The 15,240-nt window shown below is 67.7% G+C and carries 13 protein-coding genes, 1 tRNA gene and 1 pseudogene; 12 read left to right on the top strand and 3 right to left on the bottom strand.

Annotated features, from left to right (window positions below; all coding sequences use genetic code 11):
- The 5 genes from SLNSH_RS17015 to SLNSH_RS16995 are packed head-to-tail and all read left to right on the top strand — an operon-like array spanning position 1 to position 5,114.
- On the top strand, positions 1-3,420 hold the full coding sequence (locus SLNSH_RS17015; RefSeq protein WP_106338210.1) for a phage tail tip lysozyme: 3,420 nt from the start codon (positions 1-3) through the stop codon (positions 3,418-3,420).
- A 2-nt stretch (positions 3,421-3,422) separates the two neighbouring features.
- Positions 3,423-3,704, top strand: a complete 282-nt coding sequence (locus tag SLNSH_RS17010; protein ID WP_106338209.1) for a helix-turn-helix transcriptional regulator — start codon at positions 3,423-3,425, stop codon at positions 3,702-3,704.
- A 10-nt stretch (positions 3,705-3,714) separates the two neighbouring features.
- Positions 3,715-4,350 (top strand): hypothetical protein, encoded by a 636-nt coding sequence (locus SLNSH_RS17005; RefSeq protein ID WP_106338208.1) that lies wholly within the window; start codon positions 3,715-3,717, stop codon positions 4,348-4,350.
- Positions 4,347-4,625, top strand: coding sequence for a hypothetical protein (locus tag SLNSH_RS17000; protein WP_106338207.1), 279 nt, complete (start codon positions 4,347-4,349; stop codon positions 4,623-4,625). Before SLNSH_RS17005 ends, SLNSH_RS17000 begins: the two co-directional genes overlap by 4 nt.
- Before the next feature lie 9 nt (positions 4,626-4,634).
- Positions 4,635-5,114, top strand: a complete 480-nt coding sequence (locus tag SLNSH_RS16995) for a hypothetical protein (RefSeq protein WP_106338206.1) — start codon at positions 4,635-4,637, stop codon at positions 5,112-5,114.
- Between the two features lie 379 nt (positions 5,115-5,493).
- Here the strand turns inward: SLNSH_RS16995 and SLNSH_RS16985 are convergent, their stop codons facing one another.
- From SLNSH_RS16985 to SLNSH_RS16975, 3 genes are all read right to left on the bottom strand, one after another.
- Positions 5,494-6,084 (bottom strand): hypothetical protein, encoded by a 591-nt coding sequence (locus SLNSH_RS16985; RefSeq protein WP_106338204.1) that lies wholly within the window; start codon positions 6,082-6,084, stop codon positions 5,494-5,496.
- A 14-nt stretch (positions 6,085-6,098) separates the two neighbouring features.
- Positions 6,099-6,929 (bottom strand): hypothetical protein, encoded by an 831-nt coding sequence (locus SLNSH_RS16980; RefSeq protein ID WP_106338203.1) that lies wholly within the window; start codon positions 6,927-6,929, stop codon positions 6,099-6,101.
- A gap of 260 nt (positions 6,930-7,189) precedes the next feature.
- Positions 7,190-7,279: transfer RNA gene (locus SLNSH_RS16975), tRNA-Ser, on the bottom strand.
- Positions 7,280-7,830: 551 nt separating this feature from the next.
- On the opposite strand from SLNSH_RS16975, the gene SLNSH_RS16970 reads away from it, so the two are divergent.
- The 7 genes and pseudogenes from SLNSH_RS16970 (at position 7,831) to SLNSH_RS16940 (ending at position 15,140) form a co-directional block, all read left to right on the top strand.
- Complete coding sequence (locus tag SLNSH_RS16970) at positions 7,831-8,871, top strand: septal ring lytic transglycosylase RlpA family protein (RefSeq protein WP_196240272.1); 1,041 nt, start codon at positions 7,831-7,833, stop codon at positions 8,869-8,871.
- Positions 8,872-8,954: 83 nt separating this feature from the next.
- The gene (locus tag SLNSH_RS16965; protein WP_106338201.1) at positions 8,955-10,181 is read left to right on the top strand and encodes a D-alanyl-D-alanine carboxypeptidase family protein; all 1,227 of its coding nucleotides are present in this window, start codon (positions 8,955-8,957) and stop codon (positions 10,179-10,181) included.
- Positions 10,178-10,852 carry a dTMP kinase gene (tmk, locus tag SLNSH_RS16960; RefSeq protein WP_106338200.1) on the top strand — a complete coding sequence of 225 codons (675 nt, stop codon included), beginning with the start codon at positions 10,178-10,180 and terminating at the stop codon, positions 10,850-10,852. Before SLNSH_RS16965 ends, tmk begins: the two co-directional genes overlap by 4 nt.
- A gap of 6 nt (positions 10,853-10,858) precedes the next feature.
- A complete protein-coding gene (locus SLNSH_RS16955) occupies positions 10,859-11,932 on the top strand; it encodes a DNA polymerase III subunit delta' (RefSeq protein WP_106338199.1) in 1,074 nt (357 codons plus the stop codon).
- Positions 11,889-13,502: pseudogene (gene metG, locus SLNSH_RS16950) on the top strand (methionine--tRNA ligase); the annotation flags it as partial. The gene SLNSH_RS16955 and the pseudogene metG, both read left to right, overlap by 44 nt.
- 43 nt (positions 13,503-13,545) lie before the next feature.
- Positions 13,546-14,346 carry a TatD family hydrolase gene (locus tag SLNSH_RS16945; protein WP_106338197.1) on the top strand — a complete coding sequence of 267 codons (801 nt, stop codon included), beginning with the start codon at positions 13,546-13,548 and terminating at the stop codon, positions 14,344-14,346.
- The gene (locus tag SLNSH_RS16940) at positions 14,343-15,140 is read left to right on the top strand and encodes an MBL fold metallo-hydrolase (RefSeq protein ID WP_106338196.1); all 798 of its coding nucleotides are present in this window, start codon (positions 14,343-14,345) and stop codon (positions 15,138-15,140) included. Before SLNSH_RS16945 ends, SLNSH_RS16940 begins: the two co-directional genes overlap by 4 nt.
- The last annotated feature ends 100 nt before the right edge of the window (positions 15,141-15,240 follow it).

Raw genomic sequence — 15,240 nt, 5'->3', positions numbered from 1 at the left:
ATGGTCGATCTCCCCACCGCGCCGCGGCGCCTGAGCACGCTTGTCGCTCCGACCTCCGCTGTCTCGCAGAAGGATTACACCGCACTCGGAAATTCGACCGAGAAGGCGCTCGACGCCGTTTCGGCTGGCATCGACCAAGGGCTTGCTCCACTCGCGAAGGAAGCGGGCGCGCAGGCGGTCACGCTGGACGAGAACGGGCAAGTCCAGGTTTCCGAGATGCCGGTCTTCGGCAAGCTCGGCGATATCTACCGCGCCTCGGCAGCCACGGCCTATGCCGTGCGGGCGGATTCCTCGATCGAGAACGGTCTCTTGGACCTGCGCAAGAAGGCGATGCTGCCGGCCGACCAGGGTGGCTTCGGCGGTGATCCACAGCAGTTCAGGACGGCCGCCGACGCCTGGGTGAAGCAGTACGCGAAGAATGCGCCGGCCGAGTTCCGCGAGACGGCGATGCGGACGGGCCTGCAGACGGCGGACCAGCACTATCGGAGCCTCGTGGACGATGCTTTCAAGCGCGACGCGAGCCAGACGAAGGACGCCATCGTCAACCGCATTGGGGATCTGGACAACCGGCTCACCGCTTTGGCGCGGGGCAACTACAACGGCGATGAATTCCGCCAGGCGTACCAACAATTGCAGGGAGCCTATGCGGACCTCGCGCGCGATCCGCGCATGGGGAAATCGGCTGCCTGGGTGGCCGGGCAACTGGCGGATGCGGACGCGCGCTTCAAAGCCAACTCCATCGTCGGCGCCGTGGAGACCGCCTATCGCGACCGCGGATTCGACACGGCCCAGAAAACGGCGGATGGGATCCTGACCGATCCGTCCCTGAACCTCTCCGAGCAGCAGCGCGCGCATTACCACACCCTGGCGCTGGGCCAGATCCGACTCCAGGAGACGGAGCGCCGCGCCCAGATCTCGGCGCTGGGCACCGAGGCCAGCGCCATGGTCGGGAACATCCTGGCCGATCCGAACTACGACCGCGCGGCCGCGCAGGACCTGCGGGAGCGTGCGGCCAAGGCTGGCGCCGCCGAGGTGTTCAATAGGGTGATCAACGCCGAGCGCCGGCGCGACCTCCTGACGACCTATGGCGCCTATCCAGCGGCTCAGCGGGCCGCCCTTCTGGGCGGGCAGACTTCGACGGTCTCGGGCGGCGTGGGCGTCGGCCGGATCAACATCGTTTATCAGGGCGACCTCGATAAAGCCGATATGGCCGGCGCGCCCTCTCCGAAGGCGATGTTCTCCTACCTGCTGTCCCAGGGCGCCTCGCGCAATGAGGCGCTGATGCTGACCTCTGCCGCAGCCTCGGAGTCGGGCCTCAACCCGTACTCGCGGCACGACGACGGAATCGGGCTTGGCCTGTTCGGCCACAACGGCTCGCGCCTGCAGGCCTTGGTGGCGAGCGCAGGCACGGCGGCGCCCAGCTGGCAGCAGCAGGCGAGCTTCGCCTTGAAGGAGCTACGCACCCGGCCGGAAGCTGCAGCGGTGAACGCGGCCAAGACCCCGGAGGAGTTGACTGCCGCCCAGATGGCATTTGAGCAGCCGCAGGGATACCGCCCGGGGCTGCCGCAGGCTGGGCACAATTGGAACGGGCGAGTCGAGACCACGCGCCGGTTCTGGGCCATGGACGGGACCGCCGCGCCAGCTGCCACGGGTGAGGCGTCCTCGGCCATGACGGGCGTCGGCAATCGCCGGGCGCAGGCCATGCAGGGCGCCCAGGCTGCGGAAGCGGCCCGGCTGGACGCAATAGGCCGCGGTGCTGTCTCGCCTTCCATCGACCCCGGAATTGCGGGCCAGCTGCGGGCAGGCCTCAAGGAGGAGCTCTCGCGCGCGCTGCCCGACTTCGAGAATGCCATGACCAAGTTCGAGCGGCCCGCCGACTCCGAGCTTCACGCGCTGGGCGCCATGGCAGCGCAGGTTGGCACCCCTGAGCAGCAGCGCCGGGTGGCCGAGCTCGCCGCACGGGCGGACCTCGGCGCGGCCTTCGTGCACAGCCTGAGCCCGGCTGACCGGGAGACCCTGATCGCGCAGAAGGCCGCGCAGTTCGCCACGGGCGCCGCGAAGAAGGACCGCGAGGACCTCGATTACCTGCGCGGGCTGGACACCAAGATCAAGGCCGGCATGAAGTCCGACCCGTGGGGCACGGCTGCCGAGATCGGCCTCCCGCTCAAGTCCACCGGGCTATCTCTCGACTTCAGCAACCCCGCGACCCTGGCTGCCGGACTGAAGGCCCGCGCCGCAGACGTGCCGATGTTGCAGGATCACCAAGACCTCGGAGTCGTGTCTCTCGTCCGGCCGGCCGAGGCCGCGAGCGCCCGCCAGGCTCTGGTGGCGATGAACGGCCAGCAGGTCCGTAACCTGTTCGGCACGATGGCTGCGAACATGAGCGCCGAGCAGTTGGAAGCGGCTGCGGCGATGCCCGTGATGAAAGAGGCCATCGTCGGCCTCACCCAGACCGGCGATCCGGCGAAGATGGACGCGGCGTATTCGCTGCTTGAGCTTCTGGACAGGCGGAACAACGCGTCCTTCCGCGCTGACTTCGGCGAGTCGGTCATGAAAGACCTGGACGTCTGGAAGGCGAAGTCCTCGTTCTGGCCTGCCGATCAGATCGCGGAGGAGCGCAAGCACGCCGACACGCCGGCCGCTCGGGCCGCGCGGGAAGCGCTGGAAAGCCAGGCCGACGAGCTCCTGAAAAAGGACAGCGTGCAGTCGGTCACGAACGCCTTTAACCGCAGCTGGGCCCAAAGCTGGACGCCCTCGCTGACGGACAGCTTGACGGGCGCCGCCCGGCCGCCGGCCACGCCGGTCCTGCAGGAGGAACTCCTGGGCGATTACCGCAACGTGGTCCGCACCTACATGGGCCGCGGCCTCGATGAGAAAAAGGCGCGCGAGCTCGCGGTGGAGCGCGTGGGCCAGGTCTGGGGCCCCTCGACGGCAAACGGAAACCGCGTGATGCGCTTCCCTCCGGAGCGCTACGTGACGCCCGTCAACGGGTCGACGGATTGGGTCGGGAAGGACCTCGACTCGTTCGTGGCGAAGACACTCGGCGACATGGGCGGAGAGGCGCCCGGGAAGCCCCGGACGCAGGCGTTTCAGGCGCCACTCACCGACGCTCAGAAGACCGCTGCGGAGAAGTATGCGGCCCCGCGGGCCCTCGTCTCGGACGACATGACAAGGGTGGCGATCGCCAACAAGCAGCCGCCGTCCTACCAGGTCGTCGTCAATGTGGGCGGACGGTTTCAGCTTCTGACACAGCCGGACGGCAAGCCGGCCCGGTTCACCCCCAAGGCCGCCCCTTACCAGGATGCCGCTCGCGCCGACTTCGGCGTGAAGCACGGCGGCTTCATTGGCGCTGCCCAGGCACTCGAGTCCGGGGACCCCTCGAAGCAGTTCGGCGACCGCGCCGCGATGTTCGGAGATTGACGATGACGGCCAGCATCAACCCCCACGACCCTGACCTGATCCGCCTGACGGAGGCCACCGAGCCGACTCGCGAAGAGATCGACCTGGACGACCTCGCCACTGCCGAAGAAGCCGCGGACATGCTCCGCATCTCGCTCCGCTGGCTGGAGAAGCTTCGGGCCGACAACTCGGGCCCAGCCTGCATCAAGTTGGGCCGCCGCTTCTATTACCCCCGCTCGGCCGTGCGCGCCTGGGCGACCGCTCGCCTGCGCCGCTCCAAGCACTTCGACCTGACTGCCGCCTGAGGAGACCACGATGGACAAGAAGCCCACCACAGTCGCGGAATGCGACGCCCTGATCGCCGAATTCGAGTTGCGGCAGCACCAGCTTGAGGAGCGAATGGGCGACTTGCCGCATCTCCGCCGCGAGGTGTCGCTGCGCGCCATGCTCGGCGAGCCTGACGCGGCCGCGGAGTTGGAGAAACTCGCCGCCGAGGAGTCGGCCTTCCTCGACAACATGAAGACCCTCAGGGATGCGATCGACGGCGTGCATCGGCTGCGGGCCATCTACGTGCCGCAAGAGGCCTCCGAGGAGAAGAAGCAGCGCGTTCTCCGGGCGGAGAAGCTGATTGCGAGGCTTCATGCTGTGAGCGCCCGTGCGGACAAGCGCCTGCAGGATTGGATCGACGATCTCAAGGAACGTGAGGCGATCGGTCGCGAGCTGGTTGCGAACGGGCTGCACAATGACAGGACCACGGCTCAACTCTCGCCCGGGAACCTGTCGGTGATCGTGGGGGCCATCCAGGCGACCGGCTTCACCTTCGGAGGCACCGTTGCCGTGCCAATCAGCCGGACGCTCCTGGACAGCGACCGGGAGAGCGTTCGCCTCGGCGGTGAGGATGAACGGCTGTTGGCCCACATCAAGGCGACCTCGAAGAGGAGCGCGGCATGAGCGGCGAATCCACTTCGGCCGGAGGCATCGCTGACGTCGCGATGGCCCATTTCTATGGCGTTCCGCAGAAGGCTGCCGCGGCGACGCCGCCGGCGCAAAAGCCGTTCTTCCAGCCCGCTCCAATCAAGAGCGCCGGGGAGACCGCGCGCGAGCAGGAGGCCGCCCGGCACCAGAGCTGGGCGACCCGCGGCGTCACGGACGCTGAGTATGACCGCATGACCCAGGCCGAGCGGCTGGCGTACGCCCAGATCCGCACCCGTGCCCGGCAGCGATAGGAGAGACCCATGGGGGCACGGACCTACAACCTCGACGTCAAGATGATCCTGGACGACGGCAAGTTCGCGAACACGAGCAGCCGGCAGGGACGCATCGGCGGCATCTCCGAGACGGCGAGCGAGATCGACCTGGGCGGCGGCTTCGGCCTGTCGGACAATCCTCGCTCTGACCTGCAGGTGATCATCGACCTGACAGGCATCGACATCAGCAGCAACGATGAGGTGTATCGCCTGCTGATCCAGGGCTCGAACGACGTGAACTTCGCGTCCGGGGTCGAGAACCTGGCTGTGAAGGAATGGGGCGCGCCTGCAGTGCTGCCCGGCGCCGGCGGCGTGGGGGCGACTCCCGTGGTCGGCCGCTACGAGATCGGCTTCACCAACGAGCAGGCGGACAGGATCTTCCGGTACATCCGTGCCTATTGGGTGGTGGCCGGCACGACCCCGAGCATCCAGGGCAGCGTCTGGCTCGCGCAGAAGCCCGGCCGCTGAGAGTTCGGGCGGCCGGCCATGGCCGGTCTCGGTCGCTCGGAAGAGGCCCTCGGCGGCGTCCATCACGCCGGGGGCCTCATCGCTTTCGGGCGACTCGGCTATGTTCTGGGCATGTTCCCTGACATGACTATCGCCGGCCTAGAGCGCGACGGCATCAGCCATGCGGAGTTCCGGTGTTGCGGCGTCACCGTCATGGCGCCATGGGCGTTGCTGCGCGCCAGGCCTGACGAGGAGTTCGAGGACGTCGCCGCCCGGGCGCGGTGCTCGCGGTGCGGCCGGAAGCCTGATGACGTCCGGCCCTGGGGTCAGTGGATGGCGGTGGGGTTCGTGGTGCCGCGGGGCAGGGGAGCGACGGCACCCTTGTCCAGGCGCCAGGGGCCTAAGCAGCCAGGTCGCTCTTCTTCGACGTGATTTCTCGATCGTGCCGGTAGAGTCGATCCATCAGGTAGTAGAGTCCCAATGTCGTGGCTACGACGAGGTGGGCGAGCGCTAGGCAAAAAGCCACGATCACTACCGAACGGACCCACAAAAATGCCTCACCGAATGCGCCAGCCGTGCCACTGAGTGCGACCGCTGCTGCGGCTCCAATCGAGATGAGGAGCGCGGAAAACGATAGATAGCCGAAGATGAAACAGGCGAACTCGCGTCGCGTGAGATCCTGCTGGATTTTGTGCCCGTCGTCATCGCGCGTAATCAAGGCGATTGGGCCGGACCGAATAACCTTGTCCAGGCTTGGGTGACTGAATGTCGCAACCGCAACCAGCGCCGCGACGTAGAAGGCAGTCAGCGCGCTCGTAAGCGCCAGAAGTTTGTCAAGAAGCCCATTCGGCTTAAAGAACGACGCTCCGGGCAGAATTAGAAACGGCGCAGCGAGCAGCGCCGCCAAGAGTAAGGTAGGGAGTAGATCAAAGCGCTTCTTTTCAGAGTTCTGGAGCCGGAAATATTTGAGTGGATATACGAGGCGCCACATGGGGTTACCTATGGTCAGGGATGCCACGCCTTCGAGAGGATCTCTTTGGCCTTTTCCGTCAGCTCCTCGCTAACGTCCTCGTGGCACACTTCGAGATCATTTTTAACATACACCTGCTCCGAGCGGACGAAAAGGACGGTGCCGGCATCCTCGTCGCGAGGGACTGAGACCAGGCGAGAGCGCCCCTCCGGCATGACAATTTGAACCCTAACGTCGTCCCATCCCTCCCGAGTTGCCCATGCGCGCAACCCGCGCAGCTTCTCCAGGAGCGAAGGCCCGCTGGCCTTAACAGCCAGCTTCATCTTCTGTTCCTTCGGGATGAATGCCTCCGTGTCGAACCCGGTTGCCTTGCCTTCGCGAACGAGTTGCACAAACGGCACACGCCCGTCCTTGAGAGCCTCGCCGAGAGTCGCGGACAGGAACCCTTCGAGCTCCGCAATGGTGTACGTCTCCGCGTCTTCGCCGTTCGCCTCTGTGTAGCTGTATTTATGAGGCTGGAGCACGCTCTTCAGAATGCTCTCGATGTAGCTCCGGCCGAGTCCGGGCATTTCTTCGAGCACAGCTCGATTGCGACGTGGCTGCGATCCGTTCCCGGACAATTCGACGAACAAATGCGCGGACACGGCGACCGCTTCGTCGGCCAGTTTGTCGGCCTTTCGAATGGCGCGCGTCTTGGCGTGCTCAAAATACGGGGTGGCGGCGGATGCGTCGCTGCGCCGGAAGAGGAGCACGGCCACGTTGTCGGCCGGACGAACTGAGATGTTGGTCAGAGCGCATTCGTCTCCGCCCCGAATCGTGATCTTGGCGTCGCCTCGCGCCCGCGCCCGCTCAAGAAGGTGGAGCACGTCAAGCGTGTCCCCAGCCTCGCGAAAGGCAAGTGGCAAGCCCTTCTTACGTGGGGTCTTAAGAGTGAGTTCGAATTGAAGGAAGAAACGAGATCGTGAATCAACCAGCATAGTCTCAAGCCCAAGTCTTTCGGCTGATCTCTTCTACCTTATTCATCACCCGTCAATGGGAAACAAACCGAAACCTGAGGCGAGAGTTGGGGCAAGCGTTGGGGCAGAAGACAGATTTCAGGAATTCCCATAGCAAAAACAAAGCGATGTGGCGGAAGGGGTGGGATTCGAACCCACGGTGAACTTGCGCCCACGGCGGTTTTCAAGACCGCTGCCTTAAACCACTCGGCCACCCTTCCGCAGGCCGCTGGCCTTGCGCGGCTCATCCATGCCGCGCCGCGGGTCGGAAGGCAAGCGGTCAGTCAGGCGGAGGAGACAGCGCACGGCCAGCGGTCTCCCGACCGGGTTGCGCCACCAGGAAACGCGCCTCTGGCGTGTTCCAGACCGTGATCATTGTGGCTTCCCAACCACCATCGCTGTGGATTTCGTGCGTGCGCCGGCTCTAAGGCCAAGCTGACACATTTACGCCTTGATCTCACGGCCGATTGGTGGCTGCTTCTGGGCGAGACCCCGGGTTCGGTGCTCCGAGTCTGGGGAGCAGAAGGGGCGGGGCGAGCGCCGGGGGGCCGGAGCAGACCATCTTAACCCTTCGTTCACGTCAGCACGTCAGACAATGGTCTGACGCGTCCGTGGAAGCGTGCGCCCAGGCTGGGGCGCGGCCGCACCGAGACGCGCGGCGTAGTCAGCGTCTGGAGAGGGTGAGCACATGGACACGAAGCGGATCTCAAGCGCCGAGACCCTCGTATCCGAATCGTCCCCCGATCAATCGTCGTCTTCCGCTGGCTCCGCGATGGCCCGCGCGGCCCGCATCGGGGCCGCAGTCGCGGCTGGGCTCCTCGTCGCCAACTGCTCCTCCGCGCCGACGCGCATGGCAAAGAGCAGCGTGGATCCGAAATATGGCGTGTCGCCGAGCCCGCGGGTGGTCGCCGAAGGCGAACCCGTTCCAAAGGGCGGCGGCCGCGATCTCGTCGGCAAGCCCTATGTCGTCGCCGGGCGCCTCTACACCCCGCGCGAGATGCCGAACTATACAGCCGTCGGCACGGCGTCCTGGTACGGCACGGCCTTCCATGGCCGCCGCACCGCCAACGGCGAAGTCTTCGACCGTGGCTCGATCTCGGCGGCGCACCCGACGCTGCCGCTTCCCAGCTACATTCGGGTCACGAACCTGGACAACGGCTACTCGATGATCGCCCGCGTCAATGATCGCGGCCCGTACCACGGCAACCGCCTCATCGACGTGTCGCAGCGCGTCGCCGAGTCGCTGCGCTTCCGCCACATCGGGACCGCCCGGGTGAAGGTGGACTATGTCGGCCGCGCCTCCCTGGCCGGCAGCGACGACGAAAAGCTCGCGATGACCCTGCGGACCGACGGCATGCCGGCCCAGATCCGCGGCGCCGACACCCTGGTGGCGAGCGCAGAGCCGAAGGCGCCGACAAAGGCCGCGAGCCGGCCCGTGCAGCAGGATGACGACGACGAGGCCGCTCCCGCGACAGTCGCGGCCGCCCCGTCTGCTGCTCCTGCCGCCGCTGCGCCGCGCACGGCCCCTGCGCCCTCCGCGCCGGCGGTCGTCGCTGCGCTGCCCGTCGGCAAGCCGGCGCCGGGCGTGCCGCTGCCGCCGGACCGGCCCTTCGATCTGGGCACGATCCCGAACGCCGGCAAGCCGGTTCCGGCTCCGCTGGCGCGCTCCGCCGGCCGGGCGCCCGCCAACGTCACCGCGGGTCTGTTTTTCGCCGAGCCGGATGCGGCCGCCTCCACGTTCCGCAAGGAAGACCCGATGGCGCGCCTGATCGAGCAGAACTTCGTTCCGCTTCGCTCCGGTTCCCGCCTGTAAGGCGCGCCTGAGCCGCGCCGCGCGCCGTTGATTTCCGCGTGCGGTCCGCTCATGCTGGACCCAGAGGCGGTTGAGTGCGGTCGATGCGGCGGTATGGCGTGGACGCGGGCGTGAAGCTCGGTCTTTGGGTGTTTTTGGCTTTCCTGGCGCTTGCGGCGGCGTTTTCGCCCGAGGGCGCGCTGGCCGCGGAACAGCAACAGCAGGGCTTCCAGAGCGCGGCGCCCTACGCGATCCTCATGGACTACGACACAGGCGCCGTTCTCTACGAGAAGGCGGCGGACGAGGCCATGGTCCCGGCGAGCATGACCAAGCTCATGACGCTGGAGCTTCTCTTCCGCGAAATGGCGGAAGGCCGCATCAAGCCGGACGACGAATATCCGATCTCCGAGAGCGCCTGGCGCCGGGGCGGCGGCCCCTCCGGCGGCGCTTCCATGTTCGCGATCCTGAACAGCCGGGTGAAGGTGTCCGACCTGATCCAGGGCATCGCCGTGCAGGCCGGCAATGATGCGGCGATCGCCGTGGCGGAGGGGATCGCCGGCAGCGAGGGCGCGTTCTCGACCCGCATGACCGCCCGGGCCAAGGAACTCGGGATGACGCATTCCGTCTTCACGAACGCGACCGGCCTGCCGGATCCGGACATGAAGACCACGGCGCGCGACCTTGCCATCCTGGCGCGCCACCTGCTTCAGACCTACCCGGAGCAGTGCAAGGTGTTTTCCCAGAAGGAATTCACCTGGAACAAGATCCGCCAGACCAACCGCAACCCGCTGCTCACGCTGGACCTGGGCGCGGACGGCCTGATGACCGGGAACGACAAGGACTATTACGGGCTCGTCGGCACGGCCGTGCAGAACGGCCAGCGCCTGATCACGGTGATCAACGGGCTGAAGACCAACAAGGACCGGTCGGAGGAGGCCAGGCGCATCCTCAACTGGGGCTTCCGCTCCTTCGAGATGAAGGAGGTCTTCCCGGCGGGAGCCACGGTCGGCGAGGCCAAGGTCTTCGGCGGCGAGCCCGGCGACGTGAAGCTGAGCGCGAAGGGCCCGGTCCGCGTGCTGGTGCCGCGGAACGGCTCGGAGCGCCTGAGCGGCAAGATCATCTACCAGGGCCCGCTGCGGCCGCCGGTGAAGGCCGGGCAGGAGGTGGGGCGCCTCCGGATCAGCCGGGGCGACATCCAGGTCCTCGACGTGCCCGTTTATGCGGACGAGGACGCCTCGCCCGGCAAGCTCACCAAGCGGGCGCTCGACTCGGCCATGGAGCTCGCCATCGGGTTCATCCGCAGCAAGTTCCCGAAGGCGACCGGGTCATGACCAGTCCGGGCCGCGGTCGTTTCATCACCCTGGAAGGAGGGGAGGGGGCCGGCAAGTCCACCCAGGCGCGCCGGTTGGTCGCCGCGCTGTCGGCCTGCGGCGTCGCCGCGATCGCGACGCGCGAACCCGGCGGATCGCCGCGGGCGGAGGAGATCCGGGCCGTGTTGCTGTCCGGCGCGGCCGAAAGGCTGTCGCCCGTGGCCGAGACCCTCCTGTTCGCCGCGGCCCGCGCCGACCACCTCGACAAGACCATCCGGCCGGCGCTCGCGCGCGGCGCGTGGGTGGTGTGCGACCGCTTCGCGGACTCGACCCGCGCCTACCAGGGCGCGCTGGGCGGCGTGCCGGATGACACGCTGTCCGCCGTTGAGCGGATCGCCGTCGGCGACACGCGGCCGGACCTGACCCTGGTGCTCGACCTCGCCGCCGAGACCGGGCTCGCCAGGGCGGCTGCGCGTCGGGGGCAGGGGGAGGTCGACCGCTTCGAGCAGGAGTCGCTCGGCTTCCACCAGGCGCTGCGCCAGGCGTTCCTGCGCATTGCAGCCGCCGAGCCCGCGCGCTGCGCCGTGGTCGACGCGAGCGGGAGCGAGGACGCCGTTGCGGCCGCCATCTGGGCGGAAGTGGCGCGCCGCCTGCGTCCCTCCGCCGACGCCGTGGCCGCCCGGAGCGCCTGACCGGCCATGGCCCAGGACGACGACATCCCGGAAGTCGACCGACTTCCCAATGCGCCCCATCCGCGCTTCGCCCACGCGCTGGTCGGCCAGGAGGCGGCCGAGGCGGCGTTCCTGGACGCCTATCGCGGCGGGCGCTTCCCGCACGCCTGGATCCTGGGCGGGCCCGAGGGGATCGGTAAGGCGACCTTCGCGTATCGCGCCGCGCGCTTCGTTCTGGCCCATCCCGACCCGCATGCGCCCGAGGTGCGGGCCGCCCGCAATCTCGACGTCTCGCCCGAGAGCGGCGTGTTCCGCCGGGTCGCGGCCCTCGCCCATACCAGCCTCTTCGTGGTCCGGCGGCAGTACAACGCCGAGAAGAAGTCGATGCCGACCCAGATCCCGGTCGAGCTCGTCCGCAAGGCGGTGGCCTTCTTCGGCTCGACGGCCGGGGAGGGGGGCTGGCGCGTCTGCATCGTGGACAGCGCCGAGGACCTGAACGTGCAGGGCGCGAACGCGCTCCTGAAGGTCATAGAGGAGCCGCCGCCGCGCTCGCTCTTCCTCCTCGTCTCGCACCTGCCCGGGCGGCTGCTGCCGACGATTCGCTCACGCTGCCGCATGCTGCGCTTCCGCACCCTGTCCGAAGTGGAGGTGGCGCGCGCCGTGACAATCGCCGCCGAAGAGGACGCGCCCGATCCGTCCATCGTGCAGCGCGCGGCCGCCCTGTCCGGCGGAACGGTGCGCGGCGCCTTCAAGATCATGGACGAGAGCGCGCTCGCCATCGTGGAGCACATCCGCCAGGCGCTCGAGCGACTGCCCGAGATCGACTGGAAGGATGCGCACGCCATCGCGGAGGGCCTCGCCGGCCGCGCCAACGACGCCGCCTACGAGACCGCCATCGAGACCATCTTCGCCTGGCTTGGCGAGCAGACGGTTGCGCGGGCCGGGGAGGGACCTCGTCGCCTTGCGCCCCTTGCGGAGGTATGGGAGAAGGCGACGCGCACGGTGCGAGAGACGGACAGCTACAATCTGGACCGCCGGGCGCTCGTTCTGACCTTGTTCACGGACCTCTCGGACGCGCTCCGGGCATCGCGCGCGGCCTAGAGTTTTCGGCAAGAAACCTGAGGCCGTCATGGCTGCTAAGCCGCACTTCTATATCACGACCGCGATTTCCTACCCGAACGGCGCGCCCCATATCGGCCACGCCTACGAACTGATCGCGACGGACGCCATCGCGCGCTTCAAGCGCCTGGACGGCTTTGACGTGTTCTTCCTCACCGGCACGGACGAGCACGGCCAGAAGATGCTGCAGACGGCGGCCAAGGAGGGCGTCACGGCCCGCGAGCTTGCGGACCGCAACGCCGCCGTGTTCCGCCGCATGGCGACCGCGCTGAACGCATCCAACGACGACTTCATCCGCACGACCGAGGAGCGCCACCATCGCACCTGCCAGGAAATCTGGCAGCGGATGCAGGACAAGGGCGACATCTACCTCGCCAAGTACTCCGGCTGGTACTCCGTGCGCGACGAGGCCTACTACGCCGAGTCGGAGACGACCGTCGGCGGCGACGGCGTGCGCCGCGGGCCGACGGGCACGCCGGTCGAGTGGGTGGAAGAGGAAAGCTACTTCTTCCGCCTGTCCGCATACCAGGATCGTCTGCTCGCCCTCTACGAGAGCCAGCCCGACTTCATCTCCCCCGAGGAGCGCCGCAACGAGATCGTCTCGTTCGTGAAGGGCGGCCTCAAGGACCTATCGGTCAGCCGCACGGCCTTCGACTGGGGCATCCCGGTGCCCGGCGATCCCAAGCACGTCATGTATGTCTGGGTGGACGCGCTCACGAACTACGTGACCGCCACCGGCTACCCGCACGAGACGCCGCGTTCCCACTACTGGCCGGCGGACGTGCACATCATCGGCAAGGACATCGTGCGCTTCCACGCCGTGTACTGGCCGGCCTTCCTGATGTCCGCGGACTGGCCGCTGCCGAAGCGCGTCTTCGGCCACGGCTTCCTCTTCAACCGCGGGGAGAAGATGTCGAAGTCGGTCGGCAACGTGATCGACCCCTTCACCCTGGCCGACCACTACGGCGTCGACCAGCTGCGCTACTTCTTCCTGCGCGAGGTGCCATTCGGACAGGACGGCAACTACTCGCACGAGGCGATCGTCAACCGCATCAACGCCGACCTGGCGAACGACCTGGGCAACCTGGCCCAGCGCTCGCTGTCCATGATCGCCAAGAACCTGGACGGGGTCGTGCCTGCGCCGGGCGCCTTCACGCAGGCCGACAGCGCCATCCTGGCGAGCGCCTACGCGTTGCCCGAGAAGGCGCGCGAGGCGATGAAGAACCTGGCCCTGCACCATGTGCTGGCCGAAATCTGGCGCGTGGTGGGCGACGCCAACCGCTACTTCGCCTCAGAGGAGCCCTGGGTGAAGCGCAAGAGCGATCCCGAGCGCTTCGCGACCATCCTCTACGTCACCGCCGAGACCCTGCGGGCCGTGGGCATCATGGCGCGGCCGGTGATCCCGGGCGCGGCTTCCGCGTTGTTGGACCTGCTGGGGGTCGCGCCGGAGAGCCGGGGCTTCGCGCAGGTCGGGGAGGGGGACCGCATCGCCCCGGGCGCCAAGCTTCCGGGGCCGGCGCCGATCTTCCCGCGTTACGTAGAGCCTGAATGATCGCCGCCAACCCATTGTCAGGATTGTGAGTTACACGTCTCCCATGCTCGTCGACAGCCACTGCCATCTCGATTTCCCGGATTTCGCGCCCGAACTCGACGCCGTGGTTGCCCGGGCCCGGGCGGCGGGCGTCGGCTGCATGCTGACGATCTCGACGCGAGTCCGCCAGTTCGACCGCTACCGCGCCATCGCGGAGGCGTACCCGGACGTGTTCTTCACGGTCGGCACGCATCCGCACCAGGCGGCCGAGGAGCCGGACGTCACCGAAGCCGAGATCGTGGCGCTGGCCGCGCATCCGCGCTGCGTCGGCATTGGCGAGGCCGGGCTGGACTACCATTACGGCTACAGCCCCAAGGATGTGTCGGAGCGCGTGTTCCGCACCCACATCGGCGCCGCGCGCACGACGGGGCTCCCGCTCGTCATTCACGCCCGCGAGGCGGACGACGACATGATCGCGATCCTGGAGGACGAGACGGGGAAGGGCGCCTTCAAGGCGGTCCTCCACTGCTTCTCCTCCGGGGCCGAGCTCGCGCGGGTGGGCGTGAGGCTGGGGCTCTACGTGTCGTTCTCGGGCATCCTGACCTTCAAGAAGTCCGAAGAGATCCGCGCCATCGCGGCGGAGGTCCCCATGGACCGGCTGCTGGTGGAGACGGACGCGCCGTTCCTGGCCCCGCTGCCGCATCGCGGCAAGCGCAACGAGCCGGCCTTCGTGGCGCGCACCAACGCCGTGCTGGCGGATGTGAAGGGCGTCAGCGCCGAGGCCATGGCGCAAGCGACGACGGAAAACTTCTTCCGGCTGTTCAGCAAGGCCGAGCGGCCGGCCCAGGCGGCCAGCGCCGCATGAGCCACCGGATCACCATCCTGGGCTGCGCCTCATCCGGCGGCGTGCCGCGTGTCGGCAGCGGCTGGGGCAAATGCGATCCGAATAATCCGCGCAACCGCCGCCGGCGCTGCTCGATCATGGTTGAACAGGCTGGCCGCCACGGCCTGACCAGCGTCCTGGTCGACACGACGCCGGACTGCCGCGAGCAACTCCTCGACGCGGATGTGAAGCACCTCGACGCGGTGCTCTACACCCATGACCACGCCGACCACACCCACGGCATCGACGATGTCCGGCCGTTGGTGATCCACATGCGCCGCGTGCTGCCGGTCTACATGGACGAGACCACGGCGCACGTCATGAAGCAGCGCTTCGGCTATTGCTTCGCCACGCCGCCAGGCAGCGACTATCCGCCGATCGTCCGCGAATTCCGGATCACGCCGGGCCACGACGTGGTCGTCGACGGCGCCGGCGGCGAACTGGCCGCCACGCCGATCCCGGTGCATCACGGGCCGAACTACGACGCGCTGGGATTCCGCTTCGGAAACATCGCGTACACGCCTGACGTGAATGGGATTCCCGCCGCCAGCGCGCCACTGCTGGCCGACCTCGATCTCTGGATCATCGACGCGCTGCGGCCGACGCCGCACCCCACGCATTTCTCGCTGCCCGAGGCGCTGGACTGGATCGCGCGCATGAAACCCAGGCGCGCCGTGGTGACGAACCTGCATACGGACCTGGACTACGAGACGCTGCGCCGCGAGCTGCCGGCGAACGTCGAGCCGGCCTACGACGGGCTCGTGCTGGAAGCCTGAAGGTCAAGGAGCCGGCATCAGGTCGGCTGCGCTTGCCTGACGAATCCCCATCCACCTCCAGCCGTCATGGCCGGCCTTGTCCCGGCCATCCACGAAGCCG

Origin of the sequence: Alsobacter soli (assembly GCF_003004785.1) — a bacterium.
Classification (GTDB): domain Bacteria; phylum Pseudomonadota; class Alphaproteobacteria; order Rhizobiales; family Beijerinckiaceae; genus Alsobacter; species Alsobacter soli.
The sequence above is the reverse complement of the archived record's forward strand: the minus strand, read 5'-3'. Positions and strand labels throughout refer to the sequence as shown.